The sequence below is a fragment of the Mesorhizobium sp. M1163 genome, assembly GCF_040318415.1.
Lineage (GTDB): Bacteria > Pseudomonadota > Alphaproteobacteria > Rhizobiales > Rhizobiaceae > Mesorhizobium.
Genome location: NZ_JAMYMF010000001.1, coordinates 408,676 through 428,886 on the forward strand (window position 1 = coordinate 408,676; position 20,211 = coordinate 428,886).

General features: G+C 62.9%; 20 protein-coding genes. 12 read left to right on the forward strand and 8 right to left on the reverse strand.

The genetic code is table 11. From position 1 onward, the window contains the following. Positions 1-105: 105 nt before the first annotated feature. A complete protein-coding gene (gene aceA / locus NKH43_RS01955; protein ID WP_352856303.1) occupies positions 106-1,395 on the forward strand; it encodes an isocitrate lyase in 1,290 nt (429 codons plus the stop codon). A 61-nt stretch (positions 1,396-1,456) separates the two neighbouring features. Continuing rightward, positions 1,457-1,699, forward strand: a complete 243-nt coding sequence (locus NKH43_RS01960; RefSeq protein WP_352856305.1) for an SMc00767 family acetate metabolism repressor — start codon at positions 1,457-1,459, stop codon at positions 1,697-1,699. A 64-nt stretch (positions 1,700-1,763) separates the two neighbouring features. On the opposite strand, the gene NKH43_RS01965 is transcribed toward NKH43_RS01960, so the two are convergent. Next, positions 1,764-2,225, reverse strand: coding sequence for a RidA family protein (locus NKH43_RS01965; RefSeq protein ID WP_352856307.1), 462 nt, complete (start codon positions 2,223-2,225; stop codon positions 1,764-1,766). A 431-nt stretch (positions 2,226-2,656) separates the two neighbouring features. Here NKH43_RS01965 and NKH43_RS01970 point away from each other — a divergent pair, with 431 nt between their 5' ends. Then, a complete protein-coding gene (locus tag NKH43_RS01970) occupies positions 2,657-3,046 on the forward strand; it encodes a response regulator (protein ID WP_352856309.1) in 390 nt (129 codons plus the stop codon). A 32-nt stretch (positions 3,047-3,078) separates the two neighbouring features. Here NKH43_RS01970 and NKH43_RS01975 read toward each other — a convergent pair whose 3' ends face one another. Then, complete coding sequence (locus NKH43_RS01975) at positions 3,079-3,795, reverse strand: HAD family hydrolase (protein WP_352856311.1); 717 nt, start codon at positions 3,793-3,795, stop codon at positions 3,079-3,081. A 166-nt stretch (positions 3,796-3,961) separates the two neighbouring features. Here NKH43_RS01975 and NKH43_RS01980 point away from each other — a divergent pair, with 166 nt between their 5' ends. The 4 genes from NKH43_RS01980 to NKH43_RS01995 all read left to right on the forward strand — a co-directional run bounded on the left by NKH43_RS01980 (position 3,962) and on the right by NKH43_RS01995 (position 8,203). Then, positions 3,962-5,395, forward strand: a complete 1,434-nt coding sequence (locus NKH43_RS01980) for a glutamine synthetase family protein (protein ID WP_023719406.1) — start codon at positions 3,962-3,964, stop codon at positions 5,393-5,395. 51 nt (positions 5,396-5,446) lie between these two features. Further along, a complete protein-coding gene (locus NKH43_RS01985) occupies positions 5,447-5,815 on the forward strand; it encodes a four helix bundle protein (protein ID WP_023719407.1) in 369 nt (122 codons plus the stop codon). A gap of 41 nt (positions 5,816-5,856) precedes the next feature. Then, entirely contained in the window at positions 5,857-7,143 is a 1,287-nt protein-coding gene (locus NKH43_RS01990) for an NAD(P)/FAD-dependent oxidoreductase (RefSeq protein ID WP_352856313.1), read from the forward strand. A 259-nt stretch (positions 7,144-7,402) separates the two neighbouring features. Then, the gene (locus NKH43_RS01995) at positions 7,403-8,203 is read left to right on the forward strand and encodes an SH3 domain-containing protein (RefSeq protein ID WP_245278604.1); all 801 of its coding nucleotides are present in this window, start codon (positions 7,403-7,405) and stop codon (positions 8,201-8,203) included. Between the two features lie 67 nt (positions 8,204-8,270). Here NKH43_RS01995 and NKH43_RS02000 read toward each other — a convergent pair whose 3' ends face one another. Continuing rightward, entirely contained in the window at positions 8,271-9,017 is a 747-nt protein-coding gene (locus tag NKH43_RS02000) for an SDR family oxidoreductase (RefSeq protein ID WP_023719410.1), read from the reverse strand. Between the two features lie 274 nt (positions 9,018-9,291). Between NKH43_RS02000 and zwf the strand changes: the two genes are divergently transcribed. From zwf to edd, 3 genes are all read left to right on the forward strand, one after another. After that, positions 9,292-10,761 carry a glucose-6-phosphate dehydrogenase gene (gene zwf / locus NKH43_RS02005; protein ID WP_023719411.1) on the forward strand — a complete coding sequence of 490 codons (1,470 nt, stop codon included), beginning with the start codon at positions 9,292-9,294 and terminating at the stop codon, positions 10,759-10,761. Then, a complete protein-coding gene (pgl, locus tag NKH43_RS02010; RefSeq protein ID WP_352856315.1) occupies positions 10,743-11,456 on the forward strand; it encodes a 6-phosphogluconolactonase in 714 nt (237 codons plus the stop codon). Before zwf ends, pgl begins: the two co-directional genes overlap by 19 nt. A gap of 73 nt (positions 11,457-11,529) precedes the next feature. Continuing rightward, on the forward strand, positions 11,530-13,353 hold the full coding sequence (gene edd / locus NKH43_RS02015; RefSeq protein WP_352482395.1) for a phosphogluconate dehydratase: 1,824 nt from the start codon (positions 11,530-11,532) through the stop codon (positions 13,351-13,353). Between the two features lie 48 nt (positions 13,354-13,401). Here edd and NKH43_RS02020 read toward each other — a convergent pair whose 3' ends face one another. From NKH43_RS02020 to NKH43_RS02035, 4 genes are all read right to left on the reverse strand, one after another. Further along, a complete protein-coding gene (locus NKH43_RS02020; RefSeq protein WP_352856317.1) occupies positions 13,402-15,069 on the reverse strand; it encodes a vWA domain-containing protein in 1,668 nt (555 codons plus the stop codon). A gap of 112 nt (positions 15,070-15,181) precedes the next feature. Then, entirely contained in the window at positions 15,182-16,180 is a 999-nt protein-coding gene (locus NKH43_RS02025; RefSeq protein ID WP_023719415.1) for a GlxA family transcriptional regulator, read from the reverse strand. 16 nt (positions 16,181-16,196) lie between these two features. Beyond that, positions 16,197-17,096, reverse strand: coding sequence for a bifunctional methylenetetrahydrofolate dehydrogenase/methenyltetrahydrofolate cyclohydrolase FolD (gene folD, locus NKH43_RS02030; protein ID WP_352791928.1), 900 nt, complete (start codon positions 17,094-17,096; stop codon positions 16,197-16,199). A 209-nt stretch (positions 17,097-17,305) separates the two neighbouring features. Next, positions 17,306-18,001, reverse strand: coding sequence for a hypothetical protein (locus tag NKH43_RS02035; RefSeq protein WP_352856319.1), 696 nt, complete (start codon positions 17,999-18,001; stop codon positions 17,306-17,308). Between the two features lie 245 nt (positions 18,002-18,246). On the opposite strand from NKH43_RS02035, the gene NKH43_RS02040 reads away from it, so the two are divergent. Together NKH43_RS02040 and proC are read left to right on the forward strand one after the other, a co-directional pair. Next, a complete protein-coding gene (locus NKH43_RS02040; protein ID WP_352856321.1) occupies positions 18,247-18,525 on the forward strand; it encodes a hypothetical protein in 279 nt (92 codons plus the stop codon). A gap of 172 nt (positions 18,526-18,697) precedes the next feature. Continuing rightward, positions 18,698-19,513, forward strand: coding sequence for a pyrroline-5-carboxylate reductase (proC, locus tag NKH43_RS02045; protein ID WP_352856323.1), 816 nt, complete (start codon positions 18,698-18,700; stop codon positions 19,511-19,513). Positions 19,514-19,844: 331 nt separating this feature from the next. On the opposite strand, the gene NKH43_RS02050 is transcribed toward proC, so the two are convergent. After that, the coding region (locus NKH43_RS02050; RefSeq protein ID WP_352856325.1) for a transposase at positions 19,845-20,211 on the reverse strand (367 nt) is incomplete at its 5' end.

The window sequence follows — 20,211 nt, forward strand, 5'->3', positions numbered from 1 at the left end:
CTCGCTTGCCTAGTGCCGACATGTAAATGATGTCACGCACACGGCGCACATATTCCTTCTGTACGGCGTTTCCGAAACGGCATTAAAGCCAGCCTGGAGTGACCAATGACCGATTTTTACAACCTTGTCCCGTCGGCGCCCCAAGGGCGCTTCGATGCCATCGAACGGCCGTATTCGCCAGAGGACGTGAGACGGCTGCGCGGCTCGGTGCAGATTCGGCAGAGCCTCGCCGAAATGGGGGCAAACCGGCTGTGGCAGCTCATCCATGAAGAGGATTTCGTCAACGCGCTCGGTGCCATGTCGGGCAACCAGGCAATGCAGCAGGTGCGGGCCGGGCTGAAAGCGATCTATCTGTCGGGATGGCAGGTCGCCGCCGATGCCAACACCGCTTCCGCCATGTACCCGGACCAGTCGCTTTATCCCGCAAATGCGGCGCCCGAACTGGTCAAGCGCATAAACCGCACCTTGCAGCGCGCCGACCAGATCGAGACTTCCGAAGGCAAGGGGCTGTCGGTCGACACCTGGTTCGCGCCGATCGTCGCCGATGCCGAAGCCGGCTTCGGCGGGCCGCTCAACGCCTTCGAGATCATGAAGGCATTCATCGAGGCGGGTGCGGCCGGCGTCCATTACGAGGACCAGCTGGCTTCGGAGAAGAAATGCGGCCACCTCGGCGGCAAGGTGCTGATACCGACCGCTGCACACATCCGCAACCTCAACGCTGCGCGGCTTGCCGCCGACGTCATGGGCACGCCGACGCTGGTCGTGGCCCGCACCGATGCGGAAGCGGCAAAGCTCTTGACCTCCGACATCGACGAACGCGACCAGCCCTTCGTCGATTATGGCGCCGGCCGCACCGCGGAGGGCTTCTATCGTGTCAGCAATGGCATCGAGCCCTGCATCGCCCGCGCCGTCGCCTACGCGCCCTATGCGGACCTGATCTGGTGCGAGACTTCCAAGCCCGATCTGGCGCAGGCCAGGACGTTTGCCGAGGGTGTGCGCAAGCACCATCCCGGCAAGCTGCTTGCCTATAATTGCTCGCCGTCTTTCAACTGGAAGAAGAATCTCGACGACGCGACGATTGCGAAGTTCCAGAAGGAACTCGGCGCCATGGGTTACAAGTTCCAGTTCATTACGCTGGCCGGTTTCCACCAGCTCAACTTCGGCATGTTCGAGCTCGCCCGCGGCTACAAGGAGCGGCAGATGGCGGCCTATTCGGAACTGCAGCAGGCGGAATTCGCCGCGGAAGCCAATGGCTACACCGCCACCAAGCACCAACGCGAGGTCGGCACCGGCTATTTCGACGCTGTCTCGATGGCGATCACCGGTGGCCAGTCTTCGACCACGGCCATGCATGGATCGACCGAGCACGCCCAATTCAGGCCGGCAGCGGAATAGCGGAATAGCAGACAAACAGAGGGAACGCCCAAACGGGCATGACAACACAAGGAGAAGACCAATGGCATCGATAAGCCGCGTCAAGGAACGGGCCGAAGAGCAAGCCACCAGCATGAATGTCGACCAGCAGGCGACCATTCGCATGTTGGCGAACGATCTGCACAGGCTCAATCAGTCGGTGATGAAGGCGGTCGAGGCCGGCGTCTCGGTCGAACTGGTGCGCTCGGCACGTCACCATGGCGGCGATGGCAACTGGGGCGATCTGCTGATCCCGGTCATCGCCACACAGCGGAGCCACGACTAATGAATTCTACCGCACCGCGCCTTTTTGAACGCATGCTATCGCACCTCGCAGGCTGCGGCTCTGCCTAGTCCGGCAGAGCTGCTAATGCAACGATTTCAATGACAAGCTCAGACTGAGCAAGCGCTGCAACTCCAATAACTTCCGAGGGCGGCGGGTTGTTGTAGCTGCAGTGCTTCGGGCAGTGCACCGCAAAGAATTCGTCCAAGACGTCCAAGCGGAAATTGGGGGAGCTCAGAACGCCGCCATCGGGAAATGGCCCCTTAACAAAGAAGGTCAGCCGGATGAGATGCTCGAGCGCGCTGCCAAGCTCCTCCAGATCTGATTTGATGTTGGTGAGAACTGCGCGCCACTGTGCTGCCGCGTCGCCAATGGCGCCGCCGCCGCTTTTGCCGATCGGATCGTAGTCCTCGGCCGTCGCGGTATTTCCGGAAAGGTAGACAAACCCCTTTGCGCCGGTAACGACCGTACCCTTTCCCCATGGCATCAACCGGCCGTTTTTAAATTTCTTGTGAGTCACGAGTTCCATTGTCATCTCCCGTCGCTCAAAGAGACGTGCTTAGCCAACGAGGAAGGATAGTCCAGCGAGGCGATGCGACAAGCTCGCGACAGACTTGCCTCGCCTTCATCCAACCTGCTTCAATCCGGCTACGGCTGCGAGTTGATGCGTTCGCGCTGCACAGCCAAACTTCGCTGAAGCCTGCCCAGTTGTAATGGCGACTTCTCCTTTCGAGCGGCGGCAAAGAAAAGCACTTAATTTTAATTTTAATGTTTCTTGCGATATTCTCCTGATATGCCATTTCAGCTTGACATGAGCAGCGATCTCACGCCAATTACCTCTCAAGTTTCAACCCTGCATTGAAACACTGAACAACGGCCTGCCCCGCCATGTGCCCAGCGAATCGCGAAATCGAGACTGCAAAGCAGGCGGCGTTCGTTAGCCGGGGCGTGGAGACGCGGATGCTCCCAGATTTCTCGCGGGTGCTGGTGGTCGGAAAATCACCGATCAACCGGGTCGTGGTTTCAAAGATCGTTGAGCGGTCCGGCCTCAAACCGATCTCGGAAACTCCCGAAACCGCGGCAAAGGCCTTGCACGCGCTGATTCCCGGCACTGTCGTTCTCGACGGCGGAGCGGAGAACGGTGACTGCGACGCCTTGCTGTCGGGCATCGATGCGCTGCGAAGGGCGTCAGGCAAATCGCTTCCGTTGGTGATCCTGCTCTCAGTCAACACCGGCACTCCGGAGACCCTGGGCCTGTCGAGCGTCATCGATGCGGTGGTCGTCAAGCCGATCACCACCGAACGGCTGCAGCCGGTGATCGACCGGCTGGTCGGGCTCGGCCGCAACTGACCTCTACCGCGACGCGTCGACTGCAGACCTGATCAATCAATCTCGCCGATACGCTCGATCAGGCCCGGCAGTTCACCGAGATTGGCTATCTGGCGAAAGCGCGGTGCTGAGACCGGCGGCTCGACATGCTCCAGCACCCAGGTCAGTTCATGCGGCACGTGGATGCCCCAACTGCCGGCTTCGATTGCCGGCACGACGTCGGATTTGAGCGAGTTGCCGACCATCATGCCCTTTTCCGGGCCATCGCCGTAGCGGCTGAAGATCCGGCTATAGGTGGCAGCGCTCTTGTCGCTGACGATTTCGACCGCATGGAACAGCTCGCCCAGTCCGGATTGCGCGAGCTTGCGTTCCTGGTCGAAGAGGTCGCCCTTGGTGATCAGCACCAGGCGGTAGGCGCCGGCCAGCTTTTCCACGGTCTCGCGCGCATAGGGAAGCGGCTCGATCGGATGGCTGAGCATCTCGCGGCCCGCGGCGAGAATTTCGGCAATGGTTGAGGCAGGCACGTGGCCTTCGGTGACCTCGATCGCCGTCTCGATCATTGACAGCGTAAATCCCTTGATGCCGAAGCCGTAGACCGCGAGGTTGCGCTTCTCGACCTCCAGCAATCTTGCCGAAATCCAGTCCTCCTCGGCGTGGTCGGCGAGCAGCGCGGCAAAGCGCTTCTCGGTCATGCGGAAGAACTGTTCGTTCTGCCACGGCGTGTCGTCGGCGTCGAAGCCGATCATCGTCAGTTTGCGGCTGTGTTGCATTCGGCCTTCAATTGCGGCGTTGCGGGACGCCGACCCTAGACCAGGATGTTTTTATCCGGAAGTCGTTGTGTTCCCCCGGTAATCGAGGCGCACGCTAGCCGGCTCCCCTTCCCTTTGGTCGCCGGCAACGGCTATACTCCACAATCTGCAACAAATCTGGTGATTGATGCCGCCTGCAAAAAAGGAAGTCCGTCCGTCGAGCCGCGGAGGACGCGCCCGCACGCCTGCCTTCGTGAAAAACCAACGTGGCGTCAAGAACTGGAAGGAAGTCAGCGCCTGGCTGGAATGGCGCGGCATCGAAGACATCGAATGCATCACGCCCGACCAGGCCGGGGTTGCGCGCGGCAAAATGATGCCGTCGAAGAAGTTCACCTCCAACACCTCGCTTGCCCTGCCTTCGGCGGTGTTCATGACGACGATCTCGGGTGGTTATCCGGAGGACGGCAACGGCTTCCACTATCCGGAGGACGATGGCGACCTCAAGCTGATGCCTGACCTCTCGACGCTGACGGTGGTGCCGTGGGAGGAGGACCCGACGGCGGCGGTCATCTGCGACCTCGTCCACCAGGACGGCCGCTCGGTCGAGTTCACACCGCGCAACGTTCTGAAGCGCGTGCTTGCCGCCTATGACAGACGCGGGCTGAGACCTGTGGTGGCGCCCGAGATCGAGTTCTACCTGGTGCGCAAGAACCCCGATCCGGACTACCCGCTGACCCCGCCAGTCGGGCGCTCCGGACGGCCGATCGGCGGCGGCGCCGGCTATTCGATCGCCGGGGTCAACGAATTCGACGAACTGATCGACGACATCTATCATTTCTCCGAAAGCCAGGGCCTGGAGATCGACACGCTGATCCACGAAGAGGGCGCCGGCCAACTCGAAATCAATCTGCGTCACGGCGATCCGATCGAGCTCGCCGACCAGGTGTTCATGTTCAAGCGAACCATCCGCGAGGCGGCGCTGAAGCACGAGATCTATGCCACGTTCATGGCCAAGCCGATCCAGGGGCAGCCCGGTTCGGCCATGCATATCCATCAGTCGATCATCGACAAGAAGACCGGCAAGAACGTCTTTTCCGCGGAGGACGGCTCGGAGACCGAGGCCTTCTTCCACTTCATCGGCGGCATGCAGAAACATGTGCCGAACGCGCTGGTGATGTTTGCGCCCTACGTCAATTCCTACCGGCGGCTGACGCAGGCGGCCTCGGCGCCGGTCAACAACAAATGGGGCTACGACAACCGCACCACGGCCTTTCGCGTGCCACGCTCCGACCCGGCAGCGCGGCGCGTCGAAAACCGCATTCCTTCCTCCGACGCCAATCCCTATCTGGCGCTGGCCGCATCGCTCGCTTGCGGGCTGATCGGCATGACCAATAAGATCAAGGCCGATCCGCCGGTACTGACGACCGCCAATGAGGATGAGATCGACCTGCCGCGCGGCCTGCTCGAAGCCGTCGACCTGTTCGAGGCCGACGAGGAACTCTGCGCCCTACTCGGCAAATCCTTCGCAGCGACTTATGCGGCGATCAAGCGGGCGGAATTCGAGACCTTCATGGAAGTGATCAGCCCATGGGAGCGGGAGTATTTGCTGCTGAATGTGTAGTAGGGGAGTAGGGCAATATGGCAGTAGGGCAGTTAGGGCAGTAGGGCAAGGATGACGGACAAGATCGCATCGTACCGGGATCTGATCGTCTGGCAGCAAGCCATGGACCTAACGGTTGCAATCTCCCAAGTCACAAGGACCTGGCCGAAGGACGAGCTCTACGGGCTGACGGGTCAGGTGCGTCGGGCAGCAACGTCTGTGCCAGCCAACATCGCCGAGGGTTACGGCCGAGAAAGCCGAGCTTCCTACCAGCAGTTTCTCAGGATCGCCCAGGGATCACTCAAGGAACTGGAGACACACCTTCTAATCGCGCAACGGGTTGGAATTACCTCTCGCGAGGCAGTCGAATCATTAATGCCTCACAGCGAGAGCGTAGGAAAGCTCTTGCGGCTTCTCATCCGCAAGCTGTCGGCTGAATAGACACCTACTGCCCTACTGCCCTACTCCCCTAGCCGAGCATCATGACTTACCAATCCCCAATCTCCCCCGGCCGCTCCTGGTACGAGGACACGGCCGGACCAAGGCCCGAATATCCGGCGCTCGACGGCGACCGGACATGCGACGTGGTGATCGTCGGCGGCGGCTTTACCGGCCTGTCGGCTGCGGCTCATCTCGCCAAGTCAGGCGCGGATGTCGTGCTTATCGAAACGCATCGTTTCGGTGACGGCGCATCGGGCCGCAATGGCGGCCAGCTCGGCACCGGACAGCGGGCCTGGGCAGAGGAGCTGGAAGCGGAATACGGCTTTTCCCGCGCCAAGGCGCTGTTCGACCTCGCCGAAGAAGCCAAGGCGCATCTCCTCGACTTCGCCGCGATGCACCAGATCGAGATCGACTATATGCCCGGCCAAATGTCGGTGGCGCACAAAAAGCGCTATGTCGACGACTACAAGGCGCATGCCGAGATCATGGCAAGCCGGTTCGGCTATCCGCACATCTCATTCATGGATGCCGCGGAGACAGCCGAGCGGCTCGGCTCGACGCATTATTTCGGCGGCACCCGCGACACGGGCACCGGCCACATCCATCCGCTGAAGCTGGTGATCGGCACCGCAAAAGTCGCGGCACAGGCCGGCGCAAAGCTTTTCGAGCAGACACCGTCGACCGGCATCACCTCCGGCGGCGGCAAAGTGAGGGTGACGACGCCGAAGGGCACGATCATCGCCGGGAAGTGCTTGATCGGGGTCAACGCCTATGGCGGCACGCTCGAGCCGGTGAGTGCTTCGCATATCATGCCGATCGGCTCATTCATCGGCGCAACGGTACCGCTGGGCGCCGATTCCAAAGTGTTGCCGGGTGGCGAGGCGGTCGACGATTCGCGCTTCGTCGTGCGCTATTTCCGCAAATCGAAGGATGGGCGGCTGCTGTTTGGCGGGCGCGAGATCTACGCAGTCAACGATCCCAAGGACATTCACATCCACATCCGCCGGCAGATCGCCGAGATCTATCCGGCACTGAAGGACATTGAGATCACCCATGGCTGGGGCGGCTATGTCGGCATCACCGTACCGAGAAAGCCGTTCGTGCGCGAAGTCATGCCCAATGTGATCTCGGTCGGTGGTTATTCCGGCCACGGCGTCATGCTGGCCAATTTTTTCGGCAAGCTTTATGCCGAGACGGTCGCCGGCAACCGCGACCGGCTGAAGCTGATCGAGGATTTGAAGATTCCGCCTTTCCCCGGCGGCCGGCGTTTCCGCGCGCCACTGCTCTTTCTTGCGCTCAACTGGTACGCGTTGCGGGACAGGATTTAACCAGGCGTTGCAGAATCCTTAACCAGGGCGCAGAATCCCCGCCAAGGGCGCAGTGATGCCACAATCGCGGGCGAAAGATGATGCTCGTGGGCAGCTGAACGGGGAATTTTTGCGGGCCTGCCCGCTTTTGGTTTGGGAACGATGCCGATCGAAATGCCGGCTCTCCGGCATCGGTCGTGAGAACATCGGCCCGCAAATGGAGGTGGCAAGTGTGAGAGAGCCCTTCAGTTTCGGTGCGCCGGAACGACGGCGCCTTGCGATGCAATTCGGTTACGATATGCGGCCGACGTTCTGGCACGGGGTCCGGTCGAACGCGCATCTCGTGATCGCTGCGCTTGGCACGGCAGCACTGCTCGGCGTTGCCGCAGTGGCGCTGTGGCTGGCCTTGCCGGCCAATGAACGACAGGCGGCGGCGAGCCCTGAGCAGACCGTTCCGACCATTCCGGTCAAGACGACGAAGATCATGCCTTCCAAGGTCGCTGCGGCGCCGCGGACGACGGGCAAGGCCGACGCGGTTTCCCCGGCGGTGGCCGCGGCGGAAGCCGACATACCGGCGCTGGCTCCCAACGATCCCCGCTGGACGGGACCAAAGACGGCATCGGCCGCCGCCACAGCAGCATCCGACCAACTGGCAAGCCAGACCGATCAGGCGGCCGATAAATCGTCTGCTTCGGTGGCATTCGCCGATCCGGCAGCGAAACCCGACGCTGCGGCATTGTTTGCCAAGGTGGCGGCTCCCGGCAGCTCGACGAAAAACACAGGGCCCGACGGTGCGCAGACCGCTGCCATCCCCACACCCAAGCCGCAACTGCCGACGCAGTCCGCGAGCGAAGACGACAACAGCACCAAGGCAAAATCCGGAAAAACCAATACTGCCGGTACCGGACGCATCCTGAGATCCGTCACCATGCGCACCGGCCCAAAGAAGAATGCGGCCGCCATTCTCACCGTGCCGGCCAAGACCTCGGTGCAAGTGATGAGTTGCAAGCAGTGGTGCCAGATCGTCTACAACGGCAAGCGCGGCTGGGTCTACAAGAGCTACGTCAAAACCGGGGCGTAGGACAGACAGAGCGATCGCGGCTCGGATCGCTCGCCATCAGCCGCCTGTCGCCGGATGGCCTAGGGGTTCAAATGCAACGGCCGCCGTCGACTTCCAGCGCCACGCCGGTGATGAAAGCTGCTTCATCCGATGCGAGCCAAAGCGCGGCATTGGCCACGTCAAGCGGCGTCGAAAGCCGGCCGAGCGGGATCGATGCGCGGAACTTCTCGCGGATCTCGGGTGTGTCGGCGCCCATGAATTTCTCAAGCATGCCGGTCTCGCCGGCGACCGGGCACAGGCAGTTGACACGGATGTTCTTTGGCGCGAGTTCCACCGCCATCGATTTGGTCGCGGTGATCGCCCAGCCCTTCGATGCGTTGTACCAGGTGAGACCAGGCCGCGGCCTGATACCGGCCGTGGAAGCCGTCGTCAGGATGACGCCGCCGCCTTGCCGCTCCATGGCCGGCACCACGGCAAGTGCTGCGTTGTAGATTGCCTTCATGTTGACTGACGTGATCAGGTCGAAGGTCGCTTCGTCGACTTCCAGCATGTCACCGTTGCGATGGGTGTAACCGGCATTGTTGACCATGATGTCGATGCGACCGAAGGCGCTCATTGCAGCATGGACCATGTCGTCGAATTCGGACCGCAGCGAGACGTCGGTCTGGGTCCAGATCGCCTTTTCGCCGATCTCGCCGGCGACGCGCTCTGCGTCCTTGGCGTTCAGATCGGCGACAACGACCCGCGCGCCCTCCTCGGCAAAGCGCCTGGCCATGCCCTCGCCAAAACCCGAGGCAGCGCCGGTGATGATGGCGACCTTGTTTTGGAGGCGCATGCCTTTCTCACTCATCGTTGAAGACGATCGACGACGCGTTTGGCCATGGCCATCGAAAGATGTGTGTCCATTGCCGATTTCTCCTTTGGCTTTCGCCTTGATCCCGCTCTATGCTGCACCTGCGAACGCTCCCGGAAGCATCGCTTGCCGACAAGCCTCCGGCCAGAGCCGGTGTCAAGAGCACACGCGGATGTGACGCAATGACACTGGCAAGTTTAAATCGATTAGATTATATCAGCCGCGTTATCGCGACCGGCGTCAGAGCGGACAGACCATGACCAGCCAGATCATCCCCGTCGACCCTTTCGACTTTATCATTTTCGGCGGCACCGGCGATCTGTCGGAACGCAAGCTTCTGCCGTCACTGTACCACCGGCAGCGCGACCACCAGTTTTCCGAGCCGACGCGCATAATCGGCACATCACGTTCGAAGATGACCGATGAGGAATTCCAGTCTTTCGCCAGGCAGGCGATTGCCGATCATGTGAAACCGGAAGATATCGACGCCACGGAACTGAAAACGTTCCTCGCACGGCTCTCGTATGTCCCGGCCGACGCAACCACAGGTGCCGGCTTCGACAGGCTGAAGAAGGCGATCGGCGACAGCGAACACATCCGCGCTTTCTATCTGGCGGTGGCGCCGGCGCTATTCGGCGACATCTCGCACAAGCTGAAGGAGCACGGGCTGATCACGCCGAATTCGCGGATCGTGCTGGAAAAGCCGATCGGCCGCGATCTCGCTTCGGCGCGCGCGCTCAACGACCTGGTCGGCGACGACTTCCATGAAAGCCAGATTTTCCGCATCGACCACTATCTCGGCAAGGAGACGGTGCAGAATTTGATGGCGCTGCGCTTCGCCAACGCGCTCTACGAGCCGTTGTGGAATTCCGCCAATGTCGATCATGTGCAGATCACCGTGGCCGAGACGGTCGGCCTGGAAGACCGCGTCACCTATTACGACAAGGCTGGCGCGTTGCGCGACATGGTACAGAACCACATGCTGCAGCTGCTCTGCCTCGTCGCCATGGAGGCGCCGTCGTCGATGGACGCCGATGCCGTCCGTGACGAAAAACTGAAAGTGCTGCGGGCGCTGAAACGCATCAACGGCAACGAAGCGCCCAAGCACACGGTGCGTGGGCAATACCGTGCCGGCGCCTCGGCCGGCGGGCCGGTGAAGGGCTATGTCGAGGAACTCGGCAAGAACAGCAACACCGAGACCTTCGTTGCGCTCAAGGCCGAGATCGGCAACTGGCGCTGGGCCAGCGTGCCGTTCTACCTCCGCACCGGCAAGCGGCTGGCGACCCGCGTTTCGGAGATCGTTATCGAATTCAAGCCAATCCCGCATTCGATCTTCGGCGAGAGCGCCGGGCCGGTCTCCGCCAACCAACTGGTCATCAGGCTGCAGCCCGACGAAGGCGTCAAGCAGTTCATCATGATCAAGGATCCGGGCCCGGGCGGCATGCGGCTGCGCCAGATCCCGCTCGACATGAGTTTTGCGCAATCCTTCGACGGCCGCGCGCCCGATGCCTATGAGCGGCTGATCATGGACGTCATCCGTGGCAACCAGACGCTGTTCATGCGCCGCGACGAGGTCGAGGCTGCGTGGAAATGGATCGACCCGATCCAGGACGCCTGGGAAAGCGGAAGGCAAGAGGCGCAAGGCTACACCGCAGGCACATGGGGCCCCTCGGCCTCGATTGCGCTGATCGAACGCGATGGGCGGACATGGCACGAGAGCAATTAGGCGGCGCCTACAACTGGCACGAATTTGCCGGACGCCAGGAGTTGGCGACAGCGCTTGCCGGCCACGTCGCCGGCCGCCTGTCAAAGGCGATCGCCGAGCGCGGCACGGCACTGCTTGCAGTCTCGGGCGGCACGACGCCGGCGAAATTCTTCGCGGCGCTTTCGACCGTTCCTATCGCCTGGGAAAAGGTGACGATAACATTGGTCGACGAGCGCTTCGTGCCGCCCTCGTCGCCGCGCTCCAATGCCGGTCTGGTTGCCGCCAACCTGCTGCAGAACGCGGCCGCCGCCGCGAATTTCGTGCCGCTCTACCACGCTGCGGCAACTATCGCGGGCGCAGCGGTCTCCGACAGTGAGGCGCTGCAAGTGCTGCCCTGGCCCCTCGATGTTGTTGTGCTCGGCATGGGAACTGATGGCCACACCGCCTCGTTCTTTCCGGATGCCGACAACCTGGCAAGATTGCTCGATCCGTCGTCGCAAAGGATCGTGCTTCCGGTTCACGCGGCAAGCGCCGGCGACCCGCGGCTGACGCTGTCACTGGCGCGGATCATCAATGCCGGCTTCATCGCGCTGCATATCGAGGGCGCGGAAAAACGCACCGCATTCGAGGCCGCGCTTGGAGTTGGAACACGAAAGCCCATTCGCGCCGTGCTCGATGCAACTCAAAAGCCCGTAGAGGTTTTCTGGGCACCCTGATCTCAACTTGGCTGCAGGTCCCGGCAACAGCCGGAAGGTGTTTGCGGGACCTCGCCTGAAAGGACCGACCGCCATGACCGCAAGACGCGACATCGAAGCCATCACCCAGCGCATCCGTGAGCGCTCCAGGCCCGGTCGCGAGGCTTATCTCGGCCGCATCGCCGAAGCCTCGAACCGCACCGCCAACCGGGCCGTGCTGTCCTGCGGCAACCTGGCCCATGGCTTTGCCGTGTGCAGTCCTTCCGAAAAGGTGGCGCTTGGCGGCGACCGGGTGCCGAACCTCGGCATTATCACCTCCTATAACGACATGCTGTCGGCGCATCAGCCTTTCGAGACGTTTCCGGCACTGATCAAGGACGCGGCCCGCGAGGCCGGCGGCATCGCCCAGGTGGCCGGCGGCGTGCCCGCGATGTGCGACGGCGTAACCCAGGGCCAGCCCGGAATGGAGCTGTCGCTGTTCTCGCGCGACGTGATCGCCATGGCCGCGGCGATCGGCCTGTCGCACAACATGTTCGACGCCGCCGTCTATCTCGGCGTCTGCGACAAGATCGTGCCGGGGCTGGTGATCGCGGCGCTGACCTTCGGTCATCTGCCGGCGGTCTTCATCCCGGCCGGGCCGATGACGACCGGCATTCCGAACGACGAAAAGGCCAAGATCCGCCAGCTCTATGCCGAGGGCAAGGCGGGGCGGGCCGAACTGCTCGAAGCCGAATCCAAATCCTATCACGGGCCGGGAACCTGCACTTTCTACGGCACCGCCAATTCCAACCAGATGCTGATGGAGATCATGGGCCTGCACACGCCTGGCGCCTCGTTCGTCAATCCGGGCACGCCGCTGCGCGACGCGCTGACCAGGGAAGCGACCAAGCGGGCGCTGGCGATCACAGCGCTCGGCAACGCCTACACGCCAGCCGGGCGGATGATCGATGAGCGCTCGATCGTCAACGGTATCGTCGGCCTGCACGCCACCGGCGGTTCGACCAACCACACCATCCATTTGATCGCCATGGCGGCGGCGGCCGGCATCGCCATTACCTGGCAGGATATTTCCGACATCTCGGAAGCGGTGCCGCTGCTGGCGCGGGTCTATCCGAACGGCCTTGCCGATGTGAACCACTTCCACGCCGCCGGCGGGCTCGGCTTCCTGATCCGCGAACTGCTCGACGCAGGCATTTTACATGAGGATGTGCAGACGGTGTGGGGCGAAGGGCTGCGCCCCTACGCGGTCGAGGCCAAGCTCGGCGCCGATGGCGGCGTCGTGCGCGAGGCCTCGCCGCGCCAGAGCGGCGACGAGAAGGTGCTGGCGCCGTTCAAGAAGGCGTTCCAGCCGAGCGGCGGGCTGAAAGTGCTTTCAGGCAATCTCGGCCACGCCGTCATCAAGACATCGGCGGTCAAGCCGGAGCGGCGCATCATCGAGGCACCGGCCAAGGTGTTCGACAGCCAGCAAGGGCTGAACGAGGCGTTCAAGGCGGGGTCGCTGACCGGCGACTTCATCGCCGTCATTCGGTTCCAGGGCCCGAAGGCCAACGGCATGCCGGAATTGCACCGGCTGACCACCGTGCTCGGCATCCTGCAGGACCGCGGCCAGCATGTGGCGCTGGTTACCGACGGGCGCATGTCGGGTGCCTCCGGCAAGGTGCCGGCGGCGATCCACGTGACGCCGGAAGCGGCGGAGGACGGGCCGATCGCCAGGATTCATGACGGCGATATTATCAGGCTCGACGCCGAGGCCGGAACGCTCGAGGTGCTGGTGCCGGCCGGCGATTTCGCACTGCGCCGGCCCGCGGACAGCGACCTCATAGGCAATGAATTCGGCTTCGGCCGGGAGCTCTTCGCCGGGTTCCGGCAGATGGTGGGCCGCGCCGACCATGGCGCGAGCGCCTTCGGCGTGGCGTGACTTTTTCGGCCATGAGGAAGAGCGGCTGGTGGCCGCTCTCCCTTGGATCTATTGAACCGTCAGCTCGGCTCGCGCGCCGGCCCTGACCGTTACCGCGCCTTCCTTCGAGCTGCTGTCCGACTTCTCCGAAACCACCGCGTAGTCGCCAACCGACAAGGTGGCCTGATACTTCTGGTCATAGGCGTAGCCGACCGACTTGCGGGTTCCATCGATGGCCTTCTTGGCCTCGAATATCTCGATCTTCGAGGCCCCTGGCGCGGTGATCGCCAGCACGCCGGCGTTCATGGCGATCTTCAGATCCTGATGTTCGCCAATTTTGACACTGAACGGCTGCTCGGCCACCGCGAGATCGACGGTCGCGACCATTACATAATCGTCGGGCGGCAGATCGAACTTGCTGTCGGGGCCGTAGGCATAGGTCACCTCCTGCCTGGTCCCGCCGATGTCCTTTTTCGCCTGGAACACCTTGAAGCCGACGCCAGAACCCTCGGCCTTGTCGCCACCGGCAGCATAGTAGGCGTTGGCGACGACATGCCCGACGCCGACGATGATATCCTTGTCGATGACCCTGCCGGCGGCAAGCGGGACCGTCTCGGTAACCACGCCCTGGCCGATCGTGACGGTCACCTTCTCGTCGCCGGCCGGCAGCACGACTTTCGTGTCGCCATAGTAGGTCGGCAGGGTGTCGACGCCTGGATAGGCGATCACGACCGCCGCGCCGCCGTCAACGTCCGCCCCTTCGCTTGGCCGCGGGTGGATAACCAGCGTGCCGGCATTCAACGTGAAGAGCGGCTTGGCGACCTGGCCAGGCTCGATCTTGATCTTCTGTTCGGCTTTGGCCTCGCCGGCGCGCGCGACGACGATATAGTCGCCCGCCTCCAGATTGCCCTTGTAGGCACCGTACTCGGTGGCGACGGGATCGCCGCGCGTGCCGTCGGAATTCGCCTTATAGATCTCCCAGGCATTGCCGTCGGTGACGGGATCGCCACCTTCGGCAAGCACGACGGTGGGCACGAAATTGGACTCCGCCGGCTGGGCAGGCGCCGGCTGGGGAGCAGGCTCCGGGGCGGCAGCCGGTTCAGGAGCGGATGGCGGCGGCGCAACGGTCTCGACGAGGGCGTCCTGCAATGCCTTTTCATCCGATGCTTCGATATATTTGCCGCCGGTGTTATCGGCCAGGCAGGCGACCTGCTTGCCTTCGGCAGCCGTCAGGCCAAAGCCGACGACATCGACGGTGAAGTCGATGCCGGCAGCCTCAAGCTCCTTGCCGAGCGCACAGGGATCGCCGCTGCATGTCTCGATGCCATCGGTGATGAGAACGACCGTCGCCTTGTCCTCGGTGTATTTCAATGCTTCCGCCGCTTGCTTGACAGCGGCGGTCAGCGGCGTCTTGCCCTGAAATTTCAAGCTGTCGGCCGCGGCTGAGATCGCACTTGCCGAGCCTGCCTGCGGCGGCACGATGAGTTCGATGTCGTCGCAACTGGCCTTCTCGCGATGGCCATAGGCCATGAGGCCGATTTCCTCATCGGCCGGGACCGATTGCAGCACGTTCCGCAGCGATTGACGGGCGATTTCGAGCTTGGGCTTGCCGTCGATCTGCGCCCACATCGAGCCGGAGGCATCGAGAATGACGATGACGCGATCGGCGGCGAAACCGAACCCCGTCGTCCAGAGCAACAGGGCCGCCGCAGCGACGCTCCGCACAAATCCCGCCATCAAAAATCTCCCCCGTCAGTCGCCGCCGCTCGGCGCCGGAACGCTATTTGACGCCGCGTCGCGACACAAGCCCGGACGGAGTACGAAGCTGCGTCGCCTCTCTGCCAAACCCTCAATAGGTCGTGCGGCGTTCCTCGGAAGGCGGCCGGCCGAATTGCAGCCGGTAGCTCTGGGCAAAATAGGAATGCGAGGTGAAGCCGGTGGCGATTGCCACGTCGAGGATCGGCATGTTGGTCTGGCGCAGCAATTCGCGCGCCCGCTCGAGCCTGAGCCGCATGTAATAGCGCCCGGGCGTCACACTGAGATGGCGCAGGAACAGGCGCTCGACCTGGCGCACCGACAGGCCCGCCGACTTGGCGAGCTGCACCGCCGACAGCGGCTCGTCGAGATGGTCGGCCATCAGCTCGACGATGCGGCGCAGCTTCTCCGACTTGCCGGTCAGGTCGCGTTCCGGGCCGACGCGCTGGCGGTCCCCGGCCGAGCGGATGCGCTCATGCTGGAACTGGTTGGCGACGCCATTGGCGAGACTCGAGCCGAAATCGCCGCGCACGATTTCCAGCATCAGGTCGATCGAGGTGGTGCCGCCGGCGCAGGTGTAGCGCTTGCGGTCGATCTCGAAGACGTTGCCGGTGCAGTTGATGTCCGGAAAGCGTTCGAGGAACCCGGCGCGGTTTTCCCAATGGATGGTGCAGCGATAGCCATCGAGCTGGCCTGCTTCGGCAAGCAAATAGGAGCCGACCGAAAGCGCGCCGAGCGCATTGCCGCGCCGGCCCCAGCTGCGCAGCGCCGCCAGCACCTTGCTCTTGCCGGGAAATTCCGTCGTCAGCCCGACCGAGACGAAAAGGATATCGACCGGCGGCAGATCGACAACGGCGTAGTCGATCTTGAGCGGCAGGCCGTTGGAAGCCATGACGGCATCGCCGTCGGCCGACACCGTCGTCCAGCCATAGAAATCGCGGCCGAGCAGCCGGTTCGCCGACCGGAACGTGTCGATTGCCGCGGCCAGCGAGAACATGGAGAACTTGTCGACCAGCAGAAACCCGAACTGCCGGCCGCCCTGAACGGGATCATTGGTGACCGGCCGTTCTAAGGGAACAGTGAGGTTCGGCAAGGACGCTGCTCTCTGGTCAGAAGGAAGGCCGTTTCAACCCGGCTGCGAGATAGGCGGAAGCTAGCGTGTTGGCCATCAGCATGGCAATGGTCATCGGCCCGACGCCGCCAGGCACCGGCGTGATGGCGCCGGCCGCCTTCGCTGCTTCGGCAAAGGCGACATCGCCGACGAGGCGGGTCTTGCCTTCGCCCTTTTCAGGTGCGGCGATACGGTTGATGCCGACGTCGATGACGGTGGCGCCAGGCTTGACCCAGTCGCCGCGGACCATTTCAGGTCGGCCGACGGCTGCGACCAGAATATCGGCGGTGCGGGCAAGCGCCGGCAGGTCCCTGGTGCGGCTGTGTGCGATGGTGACCGTGCAGTTGGCGGCAAGCAGTAGATTCGCCATCGGTTTGCCGACGATGTTCGAGCGCCCGACGACGACCGCATTGAGGCCGGACAGATCCTTGCCGCGCACCCGTTCGATCAGCAGCATCGAGCCGGCCGGCGTGCAAGGCACGAAGGCGGTCTCGAACTCGCCGGTGCCGAGCTTGCCGACATTGATGAAGTGGAAGCCGTCGACATCCTTCTCCGGCGCGATGGTCTGGATGACTTTGCCGGCATCGATATGGCCGGGAAGCGGAAGCTGCACCAGGATGCCGTTGATGGCCGGATCGGCGTTGAGCTGGCCGATGATCTTCAACAGGTCCGGCTCGGAGGTCTCGGCCGGCAGCGTGTGCTGAACCGAATGGAAGCCGCATTCCTTGGCGGTGCGGGATTTGGAGGCGACATAGACCTGGCTCGCCGGATCCTCGCCGACGATGACCACCGCGAGGCCGGGCTGCCGTCCGCCCTTTTCCGCCAGTTCGGCGACCAGGGCCTTGACCCGCCGCACCACGTCTTCGGCGACGCTTTTTCCGTCAATCAACTCAGCCATGAACCACCCTCGACGCCCGATCGCCTAAGCCTGCCGCGTTAAAGCATCCCGCGGCGTACTCCAGATACCTTTTATGCATGTCGTTGCCCAGAACCATGCGCAGCCGGGCGGACATGCAGCGCGGCATTTTCACGAAAATCGAGCCGGGCAATCCCGTCAATGCGCCGTCCCATGCCGCTAACTCGAAACCGGCATGTTTTATTCGACGCTTAGAAATAGCGGCGCGTGCGGTTTTCGGTGAGCTCGCGAACCGCTTCGCGGAATTCACGCAGGCTGGCACGGATTTCCTCGATCTGGCTTTGCTGATCGGCGGCTTCCGAAACCTGATTTGCCTCCTTCGACCAGGCCTGAGTATAGGCCGAATGCTGCGGCGTGGGTTGCTGCGGATAAGGTGGCTGTCCGGCATAGAGCGGCTGTAGATCGAAGGCAGGCGGCATCGCTGCGCCGGAATTTGTCGCGGCGGAAGTCTCGCCGGACGCCATCTCCTCCGGCGCTCTGCCGGGCATGAGCCTGCGCAGCGCTGACAACACGGTACCGATCGGACCCCGACGCGCTGCCCGGTACGCTTTGTCCTCAGCGGGACCGGCATCGCGGCCGCCAACGGAGCCAGCGGGGTCGAACAATACATCGGCAGCTGCAGGCTCTTCCGTCAGTATGGTGGCGGCCTCCGGCCCATCAGGATGGAGCTGGCTTGTGCCGGCGGCTGCCAACAGGATCGGACTGGCACGCGCCTCGCGGCGCGACCGGGCGAGACGATGGCGTGTGGCGGCATCCTCGCGCCATGACGGGCCTGCACGGTCCTCTAGCGAAACCAGCGATGCTTCGTCCTCGTCGCGCACTGCCTCGACGAGCGACAGCAAAGACCGCTCGTTCCTCCAGTGTTGACGATTATCCCTGTAAGCCATGGTTCCTGGAGCTTTCCCCTAGGGCTGGGACGTAGCGACCGTCCACTGGTTAAGCCATGCTAAACAGGCATAGGAAATAAAAGGTTAATTTGGTCGGCTGAGAGACCTCGTTTCCCGCCTTAAGACAATGCCATCGAGTTCGTCGCCCACGATTGGTCGATCACTCGAAAAATGGCGGGATGTCGGTTAAGGGTTCATGAAGTCGCCATCTTGAACACCGTCAGAATTCGGGGGAGGCTATCCGTATGATAACGCCAGACACTCCGTTTGCGCTGATGCTGGAGATGCACGCTGTGCTCTTCGGAGTTCCGGTGCTTAGTCTGCTGGCAGGGACCGCAATCCTTGCTTTGATACGCCCATGGCGCTTTTCTTCAGGGGCCGTGGCGGCTTGCAAGATGGCTATGGGAGTCGGCGTCGTGGCCGTGGCAGTTGTGCTTGGTTGGGGAGGATTTCTTGTCGGCTTTGGTGCGCTGTTGGAGAATCCAGGCTATCGCTCCCACCTCGTCTGCAATCCCTGTTTTTAGTCTGGCATGGGCCGAACCTGGCCGTCCAGAGTGATCGGGTCAGGACTGACCGAGCCCGATCAGGCGGCGGAAGCGGCGACATAACCCAGCCCCTGATCAAGGTCCGAGAGGGGCTTCCCCGTCCGTCCATGAACGTCTATGGCAAAGCCAACCTTTCGAATGGAGAGCTTCGATGACGATCAGGCTTGTTCTCGCCGGTTGCGGCAATATGGGCTACGCCATGCTCTCCGGCTGGCTGAAAGCCGGCAAGCTGGCTCCGGCTGCGGTGTTCGTGGTCGAGCCCAATGCCGAGTTGCGCAAGCGTGCCGAAGCACTGGGCTGCGCTGCTGCCGCGGATATCGGCGCCATCCCGGCCAACGCCGTTCCGGCCCTCGTCGTCATTGCGGTCAAGCCGCAGGTGATCCGCGACGTGACGGCTGGCTACATCCGCTTCAACGATGGCCGAACCACTTTCCTCAGCATCGCCGCCGGGACGCCGGTCGCCACGTTCGAAGGCATTCTCGGCGACCGCGCGCCGATCGTGCGCTGCATGCCCAACACGCCGGCGGCTATCGGCAAGGGCATGATGGTGGTGTTTTCCAACAGGCTGGTTTCCGAGGACACCAAACGCCTTGTCGCCGACCTGCTTTCGGCAAGCGGGCAAGTGGCCGATATCGATGACGAGGGCCTGATGGATGCGGTGACGGCAGTCTCCGGATCCGGTCCAGCCTATATCTTCCATTTCATCGAAGCGCTGACCGTGGCCGCCGAGAAGGCTGGCCTGCCGACCGGGACTGCCAAGCTCTTGGCCATGCAGACGGTCTACGGCGCCGCATCGCTGGCCGCCGAAAGCGGCGAGGAGCCCGGCGTGCTCAGGCAGCAGGTGACCAGCCCCAACGGCACCACGGCTGCGGCCCTTGCAGTACTGATGGGCGAGGACCGGCTGACACGCCTGCTCACCGAGGCGGTGGAAGCGGCGCGGCTGCGGTCGGTAGAGCTGGGGAAGTAACAGCTGTCGAGGCGTGGGTCGGCCGTGCGTTTCAGGGGCAATAGCAAACGCTCTGTAGCGATCCTTCGCGCCCCCCTCTGTCCTGCCGGACATCTCCCCCACAAGGGGGGAGATTGGCAGTTTGGGCGCTCCGCTCACGAACTGCGATGTTGGAGATTGGCGAAAGCCGGCGTGACGTCCGATCTCCCACAAGGGACCTGTTGCGCAGTCATGAGCAAAAGCTTGCGGCGGCGGGGTTGCGGCGGTTGTTCGCTTGTTTGCGGGGGATTTGGCGTCTTGTTTGGGGTTTCAGGCGGTCGTCCGACCCTGTATGGGCGGAACTCAGGCGCACCTATCCCGCGATGGCGGCCCATCGGCGCATGTTGAAGGCGATCGCCGCCATCGTCACCTGGGCGGTCGCCTTGGCCAGCCCGACATAGCGGATCGTGGTCAGCTTCATGCGGCACTTGAGGGTGGCAAAGGTGGTCTCCACCGCCGCCCGGCGTCTGGCGATCAAGCGATTGTAGTGCTTGAGACGCGGCGGCAGCTGCGGATGATGCTTGTTGGGGCGGCGCGCGATGCGCACCTTCTTGCCTTCGGCCTTGAGCCGGGCGCGGCGGGCATGGGTGTCGTAGGCGGCGTCCGCCCAAACCGTCTTCTCGTCGCCGCAGATCAAGGTGTCAGCCACGACCGTGTCGTTGACGTTGGCTGGTGTGGTG